Here is a 17,166-nt window from a genome sequence, read left to right on the forward strand (position 1 = left end):
GCCGCTCAGGCCGCAGGGCAGAAAGATAAAATACAGGCAAAACCTGACGCCCGGGATCGCTTCCGGGCGTCAGGTTTTTTCGTTTTCAGGATGCTGAAACACCGGGAAAAACCATGAAAATCGCTAAAATACTCAATAATAACGTGGTGATTACGCTGGACGACCGTCAGGCAGAGACGGTGGTGATGGGAAAAGGAATCGGCTTTAAAAAGAAGCCCGGCGATACGCTGGACGAAAGCCTGATCGAAAAGGTCTTCACCCATAACGGCGGAGAAATCGCCGAGCGCTATAAAGAGCTGCTCGCCGAGATCCCATTGGCCTGCGTCACCACCGCCGACAGAATCATCACCCTCGCCCGCGAACGCCTGCCGGGCAAGCTACATAACATCGTCTACATCACGCTGACCGATCACATCCACTTCGCCCTGCAGCGCCATGCGCAAGGGCTGGATATCAAAAATGCGCTGCTGTGGGAGATTAAAAAACTCTATCCGGCCGAATTCGCCGTCGGGCTGGAGGCGCTGGCCCTGATCGCACAGCGGCTGGATACCGCGTTGCCGGAGGACGAAGCCGGATTTATCGCCCTGCACCTGGTCAACGCCCAGCTTAACGACGAGATGCACAACACGCTGCACATTACCCGCGTGATGCAAGAGATCCTCAACCTGGTCAAGTACCATTTCCGCTTTGATTACAACGAGGAATCCCTGAGCTACCACCGGTTCGTGACCCACTTGAAATTTTTCGCCCAACGGCTGCTGGGGAAAAACTACGTCGACAGCGACGATGATTCGCTGTATCAGGTGGTGAAAGAGAAGTACCGCGAGTCATTCGCCTGCGCCGGCAAGATCAACCGCCACATCGAAAAACACTATCAGCATCAGCTCACCACGGAAGAGATGATGTTTCTGACCATTCATATCGAACGGGTGCGCAGCGAAAGCGAGGAAAAGCCGGCTTAACGGCGGGCGTCCGCCACCCGCACGCCGTACTGCGGAAACACCGCGTCGGCGGAGATCAGCGTCAGCCCCTCGGCCTGCGCCTGTGCGATCAGCATGCGATCGAAAGGATCTTGATGATGGGGTGGCAGCTGCCCGGCCTGTTGGCAGTGAAAGGCGTCCATCGGCAACGACAGAAAATCCTCGGCCTCGATGATCGCAAAGATGTCTTCCGGCAGCGCGAGTTTGCCCAGCGCCTGCTTGATCGAGATCTCCCAAATGCTGGCCGCGCTGACGTACACCGCATTGCCCGGATCGGCGATCTGCCTTTTGGCGTTCACGCCCAGGCAGGCGTCGTCGATCAGCCACCACAGCAACGCGTGGGTATCCAGCAACAGGCGCTTCATTCATCGCCCTCAAACAACGCCGCAATGGCCGCATCCCCGGCGTTGAAATCCGCCGGCACGGTGAACCTGCCCTTGGCGGCGCCAGGGCGGCGCGCTTCCCCCTTGATGGCGACCAGCTGTACGTACGGCTTCCCTGCTTTTGCAATAATCACGGTTTCTCCCTCCGCGGCTCTGTCCGCCAACTGGCTCAGATTGGATTTGGCTTCGTGCATATTGGCCTGAATCGGCATACGCGTCCTCCTTAGCTAAGTTAGCTAAAGCATAAAGCGCCGTCCAGTTTTTGTACAGTGAAGGGTTTAAAGCGCGAGCAGCCTCGCGCTTTGTTGCAACGCTTAGCCCTGCTGTTGCGGCCACAGCCAGGCCGCACCGCGCACGCCGCTGGAATCGCCGTGAACGGCCTTGCGGATCGGCGTTTCACACTCGCCGCCGAACACCCAGCCTTTCACCAGTTGCGGCACCGTGCGATACAGACGATCCACGTTGCTCATACCGCCGCCGAGCACCACCACATCCGGATCCAGCATGTTGATCACGTGCGCCAGCGATTTCGCCAGCCGCATTTCGTAGCGGCCAATCGCCTGCTCCGCCAACGCATCGCCCCGCTCGCTCAGCGCCATGATCTCATGCCCTTGCAGCGCATTGCCGCTCAGGCGCGCATAGTCGGTGGCGAAACCGGTGCCGGAAACAAAGGTTTCGATGCAACCCGGCTTGCCGCAGTAACACGGCACTTCGCGGGCGTAGCGCAGCTCATCGTCATCCTGCCACGGCAGCGGATTGTGCCCCCATTCACCGGCGATGCCGTTGCCGCCGGCATGCGCCTGGCCGTTCAGCGCCACGCCGGCGCCGCAGCCGGTGCCGATGATGACCGCAAACACGGTTTTCGCGCCGGCGCCGGCGCCATCGGTGGCTTCCGACACCGCCAGACAGTTGGCGTCGTTGGCGATGCGCACCTCTCGCGTCAGCAGCGCAGACAGATCCTCGTCCAGCGGTTGGCCGTTGAGCCACACCGAGTTGGCGTTTTTCACCCGCCCGGTAAACGGCGACAGCGTGCCGGGAATGCCGACCCCGACCGATCCCCGTTCGCCGGTATGATCCTCGGCCAGTTTCACCAGCCCGGCGATCGCCGCCAGAGTTTGCCGGTAGTCATGGCGCGGCGTGGCGATACGATGGCGAAACAGCTCCCGCCCGTCGTCCGCCAACGCAATCACTTCAATTTTCGTTCCACCCAAATCGATGCCAATGCGCACGTATTTTTCTCCTCGATGCCGCGCAGCGTTGCCACAGCCTAATGTAAGCGCGCAAATGAATCACCTGTTTCCCACCCTCCGTCCCGTCCTTTCTCGCTGCGTAAAGCGACGCAATTCAGAGAGAATGGGGCGATTTTTCAGCGTCAATTCGTTATCATGCCGCCCTGCTTTTGACGAATCAGCGTGCCGAACGCACGCCCAGCCTGGGATAACATTATGCTGTGGTTTAAGAATTTGATGGTTTACCGTTTGAGCCGCGAAGTGGCGCTAAACGCGGATGAAATGGAAAAACAACTCAGCGCGTTCGCCTTCACGCCGTGCGGCAGCCAGGACATGGCGAAGACCGGCTGGGTCTCCCCGATGGGTTCGCACAGCGATGCATTGACGCACGCGGTCAACGGCCAAATCGTCATCTGCGCGCGCAAGGAAGAGAAAATCCTGCCGTCGCCGGTCATCAAGCAAGAGCTGCAGGCCAAGATTGAGCGCCTGGAGGCGGAACAACACCGCAAACTGAAGAAAACCGAGAAGGACGCGTTGAAGGATGAAGTGCTGCACAGCCTGCTGCCGCGCGCATTCAGCCGCTTCAACCAGACTTTCATGTGGATCGACACCGTCAACGATCTGATCATGGTCGATGCCGCCAGCGCCAAACGCGCCGAAGATACGCTGGCGCTGCTGCGCAAAAGCCTCGGTTCGCTGCCGGTGGTGCCGCTGACGATGGAAAGCCCGATCGAACTGACGCTGACCGAATGGGTGCGTTCCGGCGAGATGCCGGCCGGCTTCGCCATTCAGGATGAAGCGGAATTGAAAGCGATTCTGGAAGAAGGCGGCGTGATCCGCTGCAAAAAACAGAATCTGATCAGCGACGAAATCGCGGTGCACATCGAAGCCGGCAAACTGGTGACCAAGCTGGCGGTGGATTGGCAGGAGCGCATTCAGCTGATGCTGTCGGACGACGGTTCATTAAAACGTCTGAAGTTTGCCGACACGCTGCGCGAGCAGAACGACGACATCGATCGCGACGACTTCGCCCAGCGCTTTGACGCCGACTTTATCCTGATGACGAGTGAGCTGGCGGCGTTGATCAAAAACACCATCGAAGCGCTCGGCGGCGAAGCCCAGCGTTAATCCCGCCTCAGATACGACCAGGGCCCAGCGTTCGCTGAGCCCTGCGTTCCCCTAACGAGCAACCTTTATTTGCTCAGGTAGCGGCACAGATAGGCGGTCGCGTCGGCCACCTGCAGGTTGAACTCGCTGTGCCCCGGCACGAAGAATTTCTCGCCCGGCGTAAACACCTGCCAGTCCGGCGCGCCCGGCAGCAGCACTTTCAGCGCCCCGGTGATCACCGTCATTTCTTCCGGCTGCGCGGTGGAGAAGGTGTATTCGCCCTCTTCCATCACACCCACGCTGGTAAGACCGATGCTGCTACTGTCAAAACCGATAGACTTCACTTTTCCGGCAAAATACTCATTCACTTTCAGCATAGACTGGCACCCGCGTCATCATCTTGTATGGAAAATCCATATTGGGGGATTGCGGTTGATCTGTCACTGGTTTTTCGCGCGAAATGCGATCGCGACGCAGAGCAAACCGCGGCCGGGACGCTTACCGGCAAATGGGCAGGACAGCGCAATGGAGTCGGTGCGCAGCGTCTGGCGGGACAAGCGGTGCGATCCGCGCGGGAAAGAGAGCAAGGGCATCGATTTCCAAACCATAAACAGGAAACCGGCCTGACGCCGGTTTCCGCTGGGCTGAAGGTCAATGCTCTAACGCCTCGTCCTCATAGCGGTGCTTGGCGTCGAGCGCTTCCTGCTCGGTTTCATGTTCACTGAGCAACGTATTCGGCTCAATGTCGTCGGTGCGCACCTCAAAACGGCGCAGATGCAGGTTCGGGTCGCCTCGAAACACCTCTACGACGCGGGCGCTCCGTGGATAAGCAGGTTGATCATTTTCGCGCATGCCGTTCTCCCGTGTGTTTCACACAGTAGCAAGTATAGCAGCCGCCCTCATTCCGGCACGCGCGAGCCGAGATCGCGATCGCCGGGGGCGCCCGTCAACAGCTCGGTCAGTTCGTCGCAGGCGCAAATGCGGCCTTCACGCACGGTGAAGTGCGCCAGCACCCGCACGCGGCTGCAGGTGCCGTCACGCTTTTCCACCTCGACCAGATGGTGGGTCAGCACCGACTCATCCTGCGCCGCCGCCGCGAGCACCTTCAGCGTCATGCGGCGGGTTTGCCGTTTCAGCATCGCCATATGTTGCTCAAACTGCTCGAAGTTCAGCACCTTGCCATCCACCTGCTGGCGGTAGCCTGCGCTGAAACGGGCGGCGAGCTGCGTCGGCCGATGCTCCGGGCTGGCGACCACCTGCTGCAGCGTATCGAGCACCAGGTTCAGCGGGGTAAGTTGAGTCATCACGTTTCTCCGAAATGGGGGGAATGGCGATCCTATCCCGGCCAGGCGATGGCATAATAACCGCATCAAGGCTTTCAATAACGTTAAACGGACAATATGACGCAGATCCGCAGCCAACGCCTTCAGCATGAAAGAAAACACCTGACGCCCTGGCACCGGCACGACGGCGGCCAGATCTATCTCTTGACGCGCGGCATGCTGGCGCTGGAACTGCCTGGCCGGCAATGGGCGATCACCGGCGGTGCGCTGGGCTGGCTGCCGCCGGGGTGCCCCCATCAGGCGCTGGCCTGTGGCGATGTGGCGGGCTGGAGTCTGTATCTGCCGGTGGAAAGCGCGCCGGAGATGCCGCCGCAGCCGCAGCTGTTCACCGCCTCCGCGCTATTGCAGGCCCTGGTGGAACGCATCGCGCAGTTCTCCGCCGGCCCGATGAGCGCGCCGCAACGGCGGCTGCTGCAGGTGCTGCTGGATGAAATGCACACGGCAAGCCGCGCGCCGTTGCAATTGCCGCTGCCGCAGGACGCCCGGTTGCTGAACATCGCCCGGGCGCTGCTGAACGATCCCGCCAGCCAGCAAAGCCAGCGCGACTGGGCCGCCTGGGCCGGGCTCAGCCCACGCACCCTGAGCCGCCGCTTTCTGCAGGAAACCGGCATCAGCTTCGCGCTGTGGCGCCAACAGGCGCGGGTATTGCGTTCACTGGAGGGATTATCACGCGACGAAGCGGTCTGCGAGGTGGCCGACGCCTGCGGCTACGACAACGTCAGCGCCTACATCGCCGCCTTTCGCCGCCGCTTCGGCGTCACGCCCGGCGCGTACTTTGCGGCCGCTCGGCAAAGGGAATAAGAAAACGGGCGCCCAGCACCCGAAGAGAAGAAAAGGTTATTTCACCGTCTCACGCGGCAGCACCGCGAGGATTTGTTCCACCACCCGCTGGGGATCGGCGGCACCGTCCATCACGTAATGCGCGGCATCCTGATACAGCGCTTCACGCGCGGCCAGCACCTCGAGCATCTCTTCGGCGATCGGTCTGCCGGTGAGCGTCGGGCGTTGCGCATCTTCCGGGTACTCTTCCAACCGCTGCGCCAACACGCTGGCCGGCGCGCGCAGGTAGATAACGGTGCCATGCTGGCGCATAAACTGGCGGTTTTCCTCCGCCAGGATCGCCCCGCCGCCGGTGGCAACTATAGTTGACGGCCTGGTCACGGTTTGCAACGCGATGGTCTCGCGGCGACGAAACCCCAGCCAGCCCTCGCGCTCGACCATTTCCGCCACGCTCATCTGCGCCGCCTGCTGCATAAACAAATCGGTATCGACGAACTGATAGCCCAACGCCAGCGCCAATGCGCTGCCTACCGTGGTCTTGCCGGCTCCGCGAGCGCCTATCATGAACAGGGTTTGTGTCATTACGGGTTGTCCCTTATGCGGTGACTTGAGTGCATTGCATACCAAAATACCGAGCGGGTGCGATGGCGTGGTGGCAGCATCATACCCCGCCCGCTCTGTATTTCAATATTTACGATAGTGTAAATTCCATGGCACAGCGACTGCCTGCGGCAAAGCCGTGCGCCAGATCCTCATCCAGATGCCGCCGCAAGGCGGCCGTGAGCCGCGCGTCGTCGAGCGGCCGGAACCCCAGCCGCCGGTAATAAGGCGCATTCCACGGCACGTCAATGAAGGTGGTGAGCGTCAGGCGAGCTGCGCCCTGGCGTTTGGCTTCTTCCGCCACCGCCCCGATCAGGCGGCGGCCGACGCCCTGCCGTTGCCAGGCACCGGCGACCGACAATTCGGCGATATGCCAGTCTTTCCCCTGAGCCTGCACGGCGATAAAACCGGCGCACTCGCCGTTGTCGCTTTCGGCCAGCCATTCACGGCGTTCGGCGATAAACGCGGCGTGCTGTTGCGGGCTCATCACCTCGCCTTCGGCGATAAAGCGCCACGCCGGCTGCTGGCGAAACAGCTGCGCCGCCGAGCGTTCAACCGCCATCAGATGCGCGATATCCCGCTGCTGCGCCAAACGAATTTGCAGGCTCATGGGTTCTCCTTAACGTTGGGGCGGTTATTTAAGCAAATTTCACCGCTCGCGGCTCAGAAATCGATACTGCCGCGCAGCACCACCTCACGAGGTTCCCCCACCGCCACGCGCAAATTGCCGCCGCTGGACGGGTAATAGGTTTTATCGAACAGGTTCTTCACGTTCAGCTGCCATTTCACCCGATAGCCGTTGATCGGCATGGTGTAAGCGGCGAACGCATCGGCAACGGTGTAATTATCCAGATTGAAGCTGTTGGCGGCGTCGCCCGGACGGCGGCCCACGTAGCGCGCGCCGGCGCCGATACGCACCTCATCGCCGCTGTACAGGCCGGGGCTGCCCAGGTTCTGGGTCAGGAACAGCGAGGCGGTATGGCGCGCCACGTTGGTCATCTCTTTGCCCTTGTTGTCCGGATCGTCCACCACGCGCGCGTCGGTATACGCATAGGAACCGATCAGGCTCAGCGAATCGGTGAGGTTACCGGCCACGTCCAGCTCCACGCCCTGCGAACGCACGCGCCCGGCGGTGCGCGTCACGGTTTCGCCCTCCACCAGCTCATTGACCATGACGTTACGCTTGGTGATGTCGAACAGCGCCAGCGTGCCGGTGACGCCGTTCGGCAGCGCCAGCTTGCCGCCGACTTCCCACGACTTGCCCTGCTCCGGCGGCAGCGAACCAATTTGGGTGGCGATGGAGGAGTTGGGCTTGAACGACTCGGTATAGCTGCTGTACAGCGACACGTAAGGCGTCAGCTTGTACACCACCCCGGCGCGCGGCACCAGCTTGCCGTCCGAACTGTCGGTGTTGGTCTGGAACGGCCGCCCCTTGCCGGCATAGACGTCGAAAGCGTCGTAGCGCAGCCCGCCCATCACCAGCCAATTATCGGTCAGTTGGATGGAATCCTGCATAAACCAGCCGTAGCTGGTGAGATTTTCCCGCTGATCGCTGTCTTTGGCGCTGACCGCGGTCGAGGGCGGCATCAGGCCGTATACCGGATGGTAGATATTGAAATCGCTGTTCTTTTTGCCGCGGATCATGTCGCCGCGGTAGGTGCGGTTATCTTCAAAATCGAAGCCGAACAGCATCTGGTGGTTGATACGCCCCCAGTCCACGTCGCCATTGAGCGTCAACTGCACCGCGTTGGCGTGGCTGACGGCATGGGCGGTCGAGTCGGCCTGTCGAGTCAACACGCCGGTCACCGGATTCAGCGCCGTGGCGCGCGCCTGGTTGTCGCTGTAGCTGTTGCGGCTGTAGGCGTAGGTCAGCGAGCTTTTCCAGCGTTCGTTGAGCGTTTGATCGATCTGCAGGGTAATGCTGTCCTGATCGCCGCGGGTGGCGTTATAGGCTTCGTCGAAACGGCGATCGCGCGGCGTATTCACCGGTTTGCCGGTGCGCGAATCGATAATGGTGCCGCGATCGAACGGCACCAGATATTCCATATGCTCGTAGGCCAGCCGCACGGTGGTGTGCTCGCCATACCACATCAACGAGGGCGCGATCACCGTCTGGCGGTTGCGGCCGAAGTTGCGCCAGTAGTCGGTTTCATCGTGATCGACGATCATGCGATAGGCGAACCCCGACGTGCCGAGCGGCCCGGTAACGTCGAGCTGGCCGCCGCCGCCGTTGAAGCTGCTGCCCCAGCCTTCCACATGAGTGCGCTGCTGCAGCTGGGGTTTTTTGGTGATCATGTTGATCATGCCGCCCGGTTCCCCCATGCCGTACAGCATCGAAGCCGGCCCCTTGAGCACCTCTACCCGCTCGGTGGTCGGCGTGAAGTTGCGCGCCTGCACCGAGCGCACGCCGTCGCGCAGAATGGAGCCGTCGCGGTTGTCGCCGAAACCGCGTTTCATGACCGCGTCCTGGGTGCCGCCCAGCGTGTTGGCCTGGGTAATGCCGCTGACGTTGTACAGCGCCTCATCCAGGCTGCTGACCGCCTGATCGGCAATCACCTGCTGCGGCACCACGTCGATCGCCTGCGGCACGTTCAGCAGGTTGGTTTCGCTGCGGGTGCCGGTGACGCTGGTCAACGGCTGATAGCTCTGCACGCCGTCGGCGTCTTTGCGGCCGATCACCACCAGGCTTTCTTCCTGCGACGCGGTTTTTTCCGCCGCCCACGTCGGCGATGTCGCGCAGGCCGCCAACGGCAATGCGCACCACCAGCCGCGTTTGTTGTTATTCATTATCTAACTGACTCCAATAGGTCCCTGAAAAAGGTAACGGCAAAAACTGCTGATAAAGCTGTTGGAAGGTCTGCTGCGGGTTGATGTCGGCGAACAGATCCGGGTAAAACGCTTTGGCGAACACCTCGACCAGCACCACGTGGTACGGGCTGAGGTAAAAGTTGTGCCAAACGCTCCAGGCGCGGTGGTTTTTCACCGCCTGCAGGTTGGTCAGCATCGGCTGTTTGGCGATCAGCCGGCGGAAGCTGTCGGCGGCCTCTTGGCGGCTGACCTGCGGCCCGAGGCGTAGATCGGACAGCCGTTTGCCCTGCGGCCCGGCCATGCCGGTGGCGAGGTACACGTCGGGATTGGCGCTCAGAATGGTTTCCGGGTTCAGCTCGCCATACACCCCTTTGACGCTGGCGTTGGCGATGTTGTCACCGCCGGCGAAGGTCAGCAGATCGCCAAGGTTGCCGTGCGCGGCGGTGGTGCAACAGGTCTCGCGCCGCCCCAGATGCAGGTGCAGCATCACTTTGGGCTTCGGCCCCTGATAGCCCGCCAGGCGTTGCTGAATCACCGCCATGTGCTGCTGATAAAACTGGATGAACTGCTCGGCGCGCTGCCGGCGATTGAGCACGTCGCCCAGCAGCCGCACGCTCGGCACGGTGTTGTTCAGCAGATCGATGCGCAGATCGACGTAGATCACCGCCACGCCGGCCTTGTTCAACGCAGAAACCAACCGATCGTTGTCGCCGTCTTCACGCGCATAGCGCGCCAGGATCACCAGATCCGGTTTCAGCTGCAGCAGGCTTTCGACATTGACCTGGCGAAAGTTATTGCCGCTGATGACGGGGATCTGGGCTATCTGCGGAAACTGCTGCGTATAAAGCTGCCAGCTTTGCGCATCGAAACGCGCCAGATCCGCCGGCCAGCCGACGATGCGCTGCGCCGGGTTGCCCGGCTCCAGCAGCGCCAGCGTATACAACATGCGGCTCTCCCCCACCACGATGCGCTGCGGATTGTCCGGCACCACAACCTGACGGCCGGTGATATCGGTCACCGTCTTCGCCTGGGCGTAGAACACGCCGAACCACAGAGAAAGCAGCAGTAAAATGAGGAAATTGCGCATGATTGAGCCGAAAGGGGGAAATAGTGTGCGCATGATAATCACTCTCATTAGCACTTGCAATCCCGCGCCGCCATTGCCAAAAGAAATCCGGGAAACGGCGCCGGGCGCGCGGCAAACACGGCGAAACCGCTAAAATAACGGCTTTAAAAAGTTAAAAAAATGGCGGGGAAATCGGTTAAATAGAACGGGGAAACAGCTAAAAACCGGGAGACCTCCATGACTCAACGCATCATTCCGCTGTCGGATTGCCCGCAGTTTGCCGATGTGTGCGCCGCCTGGGCATTCGGCCAGTGGGGTTCACAGCGCGGCGGCTCGCTGGAGCGCACCCAGCTGCGTTTCGCCCAATGCAGCCGACCGGGCGACGACCACCTGACGCTGATGATGATCGACGGCGATCGTCCGGTGGGCATGGCCAGCCTGTGGCCCAGCGACGACCATCAGCGCCAGGATCTCACCCCGTGGCTGGCCGGCGTCTTCGTGCATCCCGATCACCGCCGCAAGGGCATCGCCCGCCGTCTTGAAATGGCCATCGTCGAGGCGGCGCGGCAGCGCCATCACTCGGTTCTGCATCTCATTACCGACAAATCGGAAGCGCTGTACGCCGGCTGGGGTTGGCAACCTCTGGAGCGCCGGCGGCAGCATGACGAAGAGGTGGTGGTGATGGAGAAAAAACTGTAGCTAACGCGGCGTACAGACATACACCAGCGCCGGCGGGAAGTTGCGCACTACCCGCAGGCGCTTCCAGTGAAAATAGCGCGACAGCAATTTTTCCGACAGGTGGCTGTATTGGAACAGCACCAGCGTGCCGTTGCGCGCCAGCAGCCGCTGCCGGGCCTGCTGAAGAATGCGCACGCTGATCCTGACCGGGATCGACAGCAGCGGCAGGCAGGAAAACACCACGTCGTAATCCGTGGCCATCCGGGTCGCCGAATGGCCCATCACCTGCAGCCGCCGATCGTCAATCCCGCGCAGCCGATGCACGAAATGGGGTTGGATCTCGAAAGCCTCCAGCGCCGCATCGGCGCGCATCCGCCCCAGAATGCGTTTGGTCAGCACGCCGTCCGCCGCGCCCAGTTCCGCGATCGACAGCGCCCGGGTCCATTCAACCTGATTGAGCATCGCCTGACACAGCCACGGGGAAGAAGGCGCCAGCGTACCGACGGTGCGCGGTGAAGCCATAAATTGCTGCAGGTAAGCGAAGTGATTCATCAGTTGCAGTCGGGTCGCATTTAACATTGAGGCCTCCTTGGGTTAAGCCCTCAATGTGAGCCGAATTTCTTAAGTAATCATTAACATGATTCCGAAAGCGGCGGACACAGTTGTAATAAAATGCAACCTTGTCAGCGGCGCGCAAAGAAAAACGGTCGCAATAATGATCTGAGAATAAGCGGTTTATGCGCCGACCGTTCAGATAATTATTGCGACCGTTTATTTTTTTGGCCGCGTTGCCGCGGCCAGAGGGTAAAAAGCTAACGCTTAGCGATAAATTTCCGCATTGCCGCGCCAGTTGCTGGAGTCCCCGGGGGTGTCCAGACCGATAATGCGATAATGACTGGCGCCGTCCGCCGCGGCTTTTTCTTTCAGGGCGGTGATGGCGTCACGCGGTGAGCCGCTAACGCCGGAAACCGACACAACGCCGAGGCTTTGCAGATTGGCGGCCTGCTCGCTGTTGACCTGTTTTACCGACGACAGCGGCGCGGCGAAAGTGGAAAATGAAGCGGCGGCGATCAATACGGCTGCGATGCTTGGGATAAGTTTCATGATTGACTCCAGGTGTTCTTGTTTATTAGCTCGTTGTCAGTGATGTTAATTATCCGCTAGCCAATGAAAACGGACGTCATGCAACGTAAAGAACATCAATCATTGTGAGGAGAATAAGGAGGAAGTGAGAGCGGGTGTGTATTTTCAGGCGAGAATGACTTTATAGGCTTCACCTTACCCCTATTTGATGAACAATTAAAGACGGCGCGCGATAAAGAATGCGCACCGCGTCTATTTAAGATTTTTTACCCGCCGGAGCGCGCTGAGCTACGCTGAATTTTGTGGCTTACCCTTTTAAGGAAGAACGCTTATGTCGCAAAACCTGCTGCGCGTGCGTGACGGTCAGGGCGCGTCGGTCTCATTTTCCGAGCTGCTGTTCGATCTGATCTACGTTTTCGCCGTGACCCAACTTTCCCACTATCTGTTGCATCACCTGACGCTGATCGGCGCGCTGGAAACCCTGCTGCTGTGGTTCGCCGTCTGGCTGGCCTGGCAATACACCGCCTGGGTCACCAACTGGTTCAATCCGGATACCCGCCAGATCCGCCTGTTGCTGTTCGCGATCATGCTGCTGGGGCTATTCGCCGCCGCCGCGTTGCCGCAGGCGTTTGGCGAACGCGGTCTGATCTTCGCCCTGTTCTACGTCGCCATTCAGGTCGGGCGCTCCACCACGGTATTGCGCCTGCTGGCGCCCGATCATCCGTTAAAACAAAACTTTCGCCGCATTCTCGGCTGGCTGTGCATCTCCGCCGTCTTCTGGATCGCCGGCGGGCTGGCGGAAGGCCATGTTCGCCTGGCGCTTTGGGCGATCGCCGTCTTGTGCGAATACGTCTCGCCGATGTTCGGTTTTCGCCTGCCGGTGCTGGGGCGCTCGGACAGCAGCAGCGAATGGACCATCGAAGGCCACCATCTGGCGGAGCGCTGCCAGCTGTTCGTGATCGTGGCGCTGGGGGAAACCATTCTAATCACCGGCGCCACCCTGAGCGAAATGGAAAGCTGGAGCCTGCCGGTGCTCATCGCTTCGCTGGTGGCCTTTTTCGGCAGCCTGGCGATGTGGTGGGTTTACTTCGACACCAGCAGCAAAGCCGGCAGCCACGCCATCAGCCAGGCGGAAAATCCCGGCCAGCTGGGCGCTTATTTCCATTATGTGCACGTCGCGCTGGTAGGGGCGATCATCGTCTGCGCCGTGGCCAACGAGCTGGTGATCGCCCATCCCGACGGCCGCATCCAACACGCCACGGCGGCGGTGCTGCTGCTCGGCCCGGCGATTTACCTGTTCGTCAACGCGCTGTACAAACGGCTGGTGTATCGCCGCTTCCCGCTGTCGCATCTGGTCGGGCTGCTGGCGCTGGCGGTATTGGCCCCGATCGCCTATTTAACCGACCTGCTGATGGTCAATGGCCTGACGACGCTGATCATGGTGGTGGTGGCGGCGTGGGAGAGCATCTCGCGCGGCAGAGCGCCGCAGCGGCACGCGCAAGCCTGAATCAAACGGGGGCGCAATCGCCCCCGCTGTGAGATTGATGACAAACCTCATGCCATTGCCGGGTTTGCAGAGAGCAGCGGATAAAAAAACAAGGAAAATCAATTTATTGATTTTCGGCTGATGGCCACAAAGGAGGAAAAAACACGTTTTTTCCTCCTTTGTCAACGGTCTGACGGGGGCGCAATCGCCCCCGATGTCGGTCACTTCAAGGATTGCGGCAAGGTGAGCACCCAGAGCTCACTCAGCGATTCCGGCTGCTCCAGAGGGCGCAATTCGATGCGGGCGTCGGTTTTGTCACCGTCGAGGCTCAACCGCCCTCCTTTCTCCAGCTGATAGTCGCCGATTTTCTTGCTCTTTGGCGACGCATCCACCAGCGTGGCCTGCAAGCCGAAATCGTTGTCATTGATCACCGCCAGCATGCGATCGTCGATCAGCGCCAACCCTTCCGCTTTCTCCTGGCGCCAGCCCAACTGACGCAGATCCGCCACTTCCCGTTTCTGCGCCAGCTTAACGCCGCGTTTAGCCAGATCTTTCGCATCGTCGAACTCCAGCGCTTTACCCTGGCCGTCAAACGCGCTCAGATCGCTGGCCTGCGCGAGATCCACCAGATAGATCTTGTTGATCATCGACTTATCTTTACCGGTTCCCTGTTCAATCAACAGGATGCGCTGGTTGTCCAACGCCACGACATCGCCAATTTTGGCGTCTTTGGCTTTTTTATAGCTGTCGATATCGATGGGATAGCCGTACATGGCGGTTTTGCCACTGCGCGGATCGAAGCTCACCAGCCGGGTAAACTGCGCCTTGTTTTTGCTTTTGCCATCGACATCCAGCGTGCTCTGCACCGCCGCCAGAATTCGCCCGTCCGGCATCCGGGTCAATCCTTCAAAACCGCGGTTGGGCTGACGCCATTTCAGGATGTTCGGCAAACCGCCCGCCACCGCCTGTTCGCCAGCCTGCGGCGTTGGGCCATATTTGGCGAGGATTTTACCTTTGCCGTCGATATGGATCAGAAACGGGCCGTACTCATCACACAGCCAATAGCCGCCGTTGCCGTCACCGGTCACCCCTTCGGTATCCAACCCGCGGCGATCTCCGGACAGCGGCTGCAACGCGTCGCTCAACGCCACTTCGTTTGTAGAACCAATCAGCTCGCCCGGCAACGGCAGCCCGCCGATCGGCCCTTTTTCGTCGTGCAAGGGCCGCGCATTCTCGGCTACGGCCTTGCCGCCGCCGATACGAATGTCCATCAACAGAGGCGTGAATTGCGGATTGGCGAAAATCTTGGCCTCTTGCTTGCCTACCGCCGGGGCATCGGCATTCGGGCCGCGATCGGTCAGCGTCGTCAGCACCAAATCGTCGCCCTGCTTCTTGTTGAACATCAATCCGGAGCCGATCCCTACCGGCAATCCCTGCGAGAAATGCTTGGCAAACGCCCCCTGATAGGCGACGCGTTCCCCGCCGGGGAAGCCGACCACATAACGCGCCACCTCAATGTCGGCAGCGTGAGCCAATACCGGAAACAGTGAAGCCAACAGCAGGGAGAGCGATTTTATTTTCATATTTTTTACCCGAGGTTAAATGAAGCGTTGTCAGGCAGAAGACGATATTAATTTAGCATGACACTTAGATGACAATAGGCAATTCGTCAAATGCACATCAGGCAATAAGGTTGGCTGGCAAATAGAAATTAGCAATTAACCTGAGCGTATTGAATGGAGAAAACCGCTGGAAAAAACCGCCCGGAAATAGCCCGTCGTTTTGCTTAGGGTAAATTCTTATAACAAAGATAAAAAAATCGGCAAACGCGCGTCAACACGGCGAAAAACGGTGTTTTTCTCATAGACAAAATAAAATGTCAGGGATTTAATACCGCCGTTATTCAAGGTGCATTAAGAAAATTCTATAGAATATCTGCATGAACTTAAAAAGCTGTTCTATAGTTTTTAGTGCTAACGCCCGTTAGTCTATTCCGCAGGATGGAATCTATGTCAAAGCGACTTTTTGCTGAATTTTTTGGCACATTTTGGTTGGTGTTTGGTGGTTGTGGTAGCGCAGTATTGGCAGCGGCATTCCCACAGCTGGGTATTGGTTTCCTCGGCGTCGCGCTCGCTTTCGGTCTGACCGTAGTGACGATGGCCTATGCCGTCGGCCATATTTCCGGCGGGCATTTTAACCCGGCGGTCACCGTCGGCTTATTCGCCGGCGGCCGTTTCGCGGCGAAAGACGTGATCCCTTACGTTATCGCACAGGTGATCGGCGGTATCGCCGCAGCGTCGGTGCTGTATTTGATCGCCAGCGGCAAAGCCGGTTTCGACGCCACGGCAGGCGGTTTCGCCTCCAACGGTTACGGCGAACACTCGCCAGGCGGTTACTCTCTGCAAGCCGCAATCGTGATTGAGCTGGTGCTGACCGCCTTCTTCCTGATCGTTATTCATGGCGTGACCGACAAGCGCGCGCCGGCAGGCTTTGCCCCGCTGGCTATCGGCCTGACACTGACGCTGATCCACCTGATCAGCATCCCGGTGACCAACACCTCCGTCAACCCGGCGCGCAGCACCGGCGTAGCGATCTTCCAGGGCACCTGGGCGCTGCAGCAGCTGTGGGTGTTCTGGCTGGTGCCGCTGGTCGGCGGCATTATCGGCGGCCTGATCTACCGCTGCCTGCTGGAAGACAAAAAATAAGCGTATCGCAGTCGATCGCGTTTCACGGGGCAGCCTTCATCGGCTGCCCCGTTGCTTTCAGCCCTTCGTCACTTCAAACATCATGATATCGCTGGTAAAGGAGCCGTCCGGCTGGATGGCGAAATGCTCCGCCACCTCCTGCGACACGCTTTGCTGCAGCGCGCGGATCGCGGTGACGAAATGCGCCGGCGTGCGCATGCGCGCCACCCAACTGCCGAACTCCAGCGTCAATCGATCCGCCGTCACCTCGCGTACCACCAGCCCGGCCTCGGTCAGCAACGTCAGCCACTCGCCCGGCGCATAGTTGCGCACGTGCGAGGTGTCACGCAGCACTTCCACGGTTTGCAGGTAGATATCCAGCAGCGGGTGCCCCGGCGAGACCACGTCCATAAATATCGCGCTGCCGCCCGGTTTGAGTACACGCCTGACCTCGCGCAGCGCCTGGCCGACATCGCGCCAGTGGTGCGCCGAATAGCGGCTGATGACCAGATCGAAACTGGCATCCTCAAACGGCAAAGACTCCGCCACGCCCTGCTGCTGCTGAATGTTGTTCAGGCCTTTTTCCGCCGCCGCCTGCTTCACCACCGCCAACATTTGCGCCGACAGATCGTAGGCCACCACCTGCGCTACGCTGGCCACCGCGGTGAAGCTGGCATGCCCGGCGCCGCAGCCCAGATCGAGCAGGCGCGCTTCGGCGTGCGGCGCCAGTAACTGCGCCAGACGTTGCAAATCCTTGCCCTGCGCATGCACCGCGCTGGTTAAATAGGCGTTGGCCTGCTCGCCGAACTGCCGGTCTACCGCATTGTTATGGCTGTTGCTGTTGCTCATGTTTGCTCCTGTTATTATCCGGCTTGCGCCTGTGCCTGAAGGCTTTCGGCTACTATAATCAGGCTACTATACGGGTACAATATGAGCAGT

General features: G+C 59.9%; 20 protein-coding genes. 6 read left to right on the forward strand and 14 right to left on the reverse strand.

From position 1 onward, the window contains the following. The first annotated feature begins 113 nt into the window (after positions 1-113). Complete coding sequence (gene licT, locus ACSBQV_RS10325; protein ID WP_042783774.1) at positions 114-962, forward strand: BglG family transcription antiterminator LicT; 849 nt, start codon at positions 114-116, stop codon at positions 960-962. On the opposite strand, the gene ACSBQV_RS10330 is transcribed toward licT, so the two are convergent. From ACSBQV_RS10330 to mak, 3 genes are all read right to left on the reverse strand, one after another. Beyond that, positions 959-1,345: a type II toxin-antitoxin system VapC family toxin gene (locus tag ACSBQV_RS10330; protein ID WP_033651066.1), complete on the reverse strand. Its 387-nt coding sequence runs from the start codon at positions 1,343-1,345 to the stop codon at positions 959-961. The two genes, licT and ACSBQV_RS10330, sit on opposite strands and share 4 nt — an antisense overlap. Further along, entirely contained in the window at positions 1,342-1,575 is a 234-nt protein-coding gene (locus tag ACSBQV_RS10335) for a type II toxin-antitoxin system Phd/YefM family antitoxin (RefSeq protein WP_004940455.1), read from the reverse strand. Before ACSBQV_RS10335 ends, ACSBQV_RS10330 begins: the two co-directional genes overlap by 4 nt. A gap of 102 nt (positions 1,576-1,677) precedes the next feature. Beyond that, the gene (mak, locus tag ACSBQV_RS10340; RefSeq protein WP_099783823.1) at positions 1,678-2,592 is read right to left on the reverse strand and encodes a fructokinase; all 915 of its coding nucleotides are present in this window, start codon (positions 2,590-2,592) and stop codon (positions 1,678-1,680) included. A 216-nt stretch (positions 2,593-2,808) separates the two neighbouring features. On the opposite strand from mak, the gene rdgC reads away from it, so the two are divergent. Continuing rightward, positions 2,809-3,720: a recombination-associated protein RdgC gene (gene rdgC / locus ACSBQV_RS10345; RefSeq protein WP_004940461.1), complete on the forward strand. Its 912-nt coding sequence runs from the start codon at positions 2,809-2,811 to the stop codon at positions 3,718-3,720. 65 nt (positions 3,721-3,785) lie between these two features. Here the strand turns inward: rdgC and ppnP are convergent, their stop codons facing one another. The 3 genes from ppnP to ACSBQV_RS10360 all read right to left on the reverse strand — a co-directional run bounded on the left by ppnP (position 3,786) and on the right by ACSBQV_RS10360 (position 5,003). Then, positions 3,786-4,076 (reverse strand): pyrimidine/purine nucleoside phosphorylase, encoded by a 291-nt coding sequence (ppnP, locus tag ACSBQV_RS10350; RefSeq protein WP_004940463.1) that lies wholly within the window; start codon positions 4,074-4,076, stop codon positions 3,786-3,788. A 274-nt stretch (positions 4,077-4,350) separates the two neighbouring features. Then, a complete protein-coding gene (locus tag ACSBQV_RS10355; protein ID WP_015376810.1) occupies positions 4,351-4,551 on the reverse strand; it encodes a YaiA family protein in 201 nt (66 codons plus the stop codon). 47 nt (positions 4,552-4,598) lie between these two features. Beyond that, positions 4,599-5,003 (reverse strand): nuclear transport factor 2 family protein, encoded by a 405-nt coding sequence (locus ACSBQV_RS10360; protein ID WP_047025776.1) that lies wholly within the window; start codon positions 5,001-5,003, stop codon positions 4,599-4,601. Between the two features lie 96 nt (positions 5,004-5,099). On the opposite strand from ACSBQV_RS10360, the gene ACSBQV_RS10365 reads away from it, so the two are divergent. Continuing rightward, a complete protein-coding gene (locus ACSBQV_RS10365; protein WP_099783825.1) occupies positions 5,100-5,843 on the forward strand; it encodes a helix-turn-helix domain-containing protein in 744 nt (247 codons plus the stop codon). Positions 5,844-5,879: 36 nt separating this feature from the next. Here the strand turns inward: ACSBQV_RS10365 and aroL are convergent, their stop codons facing one another. The 4 genes from aroL to ACSBQV_RS10385 all read right to left on the reverse strand — a co-directional run bounded on the left by aroL (position 5,880) and on the right by ACSBQV_RS10385 (position 10,317). Further along, positions 5,880-6,404: a shikimate kinase AroL gene (aroL, locus tag ACSBQV_RS10370; RefSeq protein ID WP_099783827.1), complete on the reverse strand. Its 525-nt coding sequence runs from the start codon at positions 6,402-6,404 to the stop codon at positions 5,880-5,882. A gap of 109 nt (positions 6,405-6,513) precedes the next feature. Continuing rightward, on the reverse strand, positions 6,514-7,032 hold the full coding sequence (locus ACSBQV_RS10375) for a GNAT family N-acetyltransferase (RefSeq protein ID WP_099783829.1): 519 nt from the start codon (positions 7,030-7,032) through the stop codon (positions 6,514-6,516). 53 nt (positions 7,033-7,085) lie between these two features. Continuing rightward, on the reverse strand, positions 7,086-9,209 hold the full coding sequence (locus tag ACSBQV_RS10380; RefSeq protein ID WP_099783831.1) for a TonB-dependent siderophore receptor: 2,124 nt from the start codon (positions 9,207-9,209) through the stop codon (positions 7,086-7,088). Then, a complete protein-coding gene (locus ACSBQV_RS10385) occupies positions 9,202-10,317 on the reverse strand; it encodes an ABC transporter substrate-binding protein (protein WP_099783833.1) in 1,116 nt (371 codons plus the stop codon). The genes ACSBQV_RS10380 and ACSBQV_RS10385 overlap by 8 nt, the downstream gene beginning before the upstream one ends. Positions 10,318-10,533: 216 nt before the next feature. On the opposite strand from ACSBQV_RS10385, the gene ACSBQV_RS10390 reads away from it, so the two are divergent. After that, positions 10,534-10,995, forward strand: a complete 462-nt coding sequence (locus tag ACSBQV_RS10390; protein WP_033642028.1) for a GNAT family N-acetyltransferase — start codon at positions 10,534-10,536, stop codon at positions 10,993-10,995. Here the strand turns inward: ACSBQV_RS10390 and ACSBQV_RS10395 are convergent, their stop codons facing one another. Both ACSBQV_RS10395 and ACSBQV_RS10400 read right to left on the reverse strand, forming a co-directional pair. After that, positions 10,996-11,553: a class I SAM-dependent methyltransferase gene (locus ACSBQV_RS10395; RefSeq protein WP_033642027.1), complete on the reverse strand. Its 558-nt coding sequence runs from the start codon at positions 11,551-11,553 to the stop codon at positions 10,996-10,998. A 240-nt stretch (positions 11,554-11,793) separates the two neighbouring features. Continuing rightward, positions 11,794-12,078, reverse strand: coding sequence for a YdgH/BhsA/McbA-like domain containing protein (locus tag ACSBQV_RS10400; protein ID WP_099783835.1), 285 nt, complete (start codon positions 12,076-12,078; stop codon positions 11,794-11,796). Between the two features lie 310 nt (positions 12,079-12,388). Between ACSBQV_RS10400 and ACSBQV_RS10405 the strand changes: the two genes are divergently transcribed. Continuing rightward, positions 12,389-13,564, forward strand: a complete 1,176-nt coding sequence (locus ACSBQV_RS10405; protein WP_099783837.1) for a low temperature requirement protein A — start codon at positions 12,389-12,391, stop codon at positions 13,562-13,564. A gap of 200 nt (positions 13,565-13,764) precedes the next feature. Here the strand turns inward: ACSBQV_RS10405 and ACSBQV_RS10410 are convergent, their stop codons facing one another. After that, complete coding sequence (locus tag ACSBQV_RS10410) at positions 13,765-15,126, reverse strand: esterase-like activity of phytase family protein (RefSeq protein ID WP_099783841.1); 1,362 nt, start codon at positions 15,124-15,126, stop codon at positions 13,765-13,767. Between the two features lie 426 nt (positions 15,127-15,552). Here ACSBQV_RS10410 and aqpZ point away from each other — a divergent pair, with 426 nt between their 5' ends. Then, positions 15,553-16,248 carry an aquaporin Z gene (gene aqpZ / locus ACSBQV_RS10415; RefSeq protein ID WP_033642023.1) on the forward strand — a complete coding sequence of 232 codons (696 nt, stop codon included), beginning with the start codon at positions 15,553-15,555 and terminating at the stop codon, positions 16,246-16,248. A 57-nt stretch (positions 16,249-16,305) separates the two neighbouring features. On the opposite strand, the gene ACSBQV_RS10420 is transcribed toward aqpZ, so the two are convergent. Beyond that, positions 16,306-17,076 (reverse strand): class I SAM-dependent methyltransferase, encoded by a 771-nt coding sequence (locus ACSBQV_RS10420; protein WP_099783843.1) that lies wholly within the window; start codon positions 17,074-17,076, stop codon positions 16,306-16,308. Positions 17,077-17,166 lie beyond the last annotated feature (90 nt).

Origin of the sequence: Serratia sp. B501 (genome assembly GCF_051172315.1) — a bacterium.
Lineage (GTDB): Bacteria > Pseudomonadota > Gammaproteobacteria > Enterobacterales > Enterobacteriaceae > Serratia > Serratia ureilytica.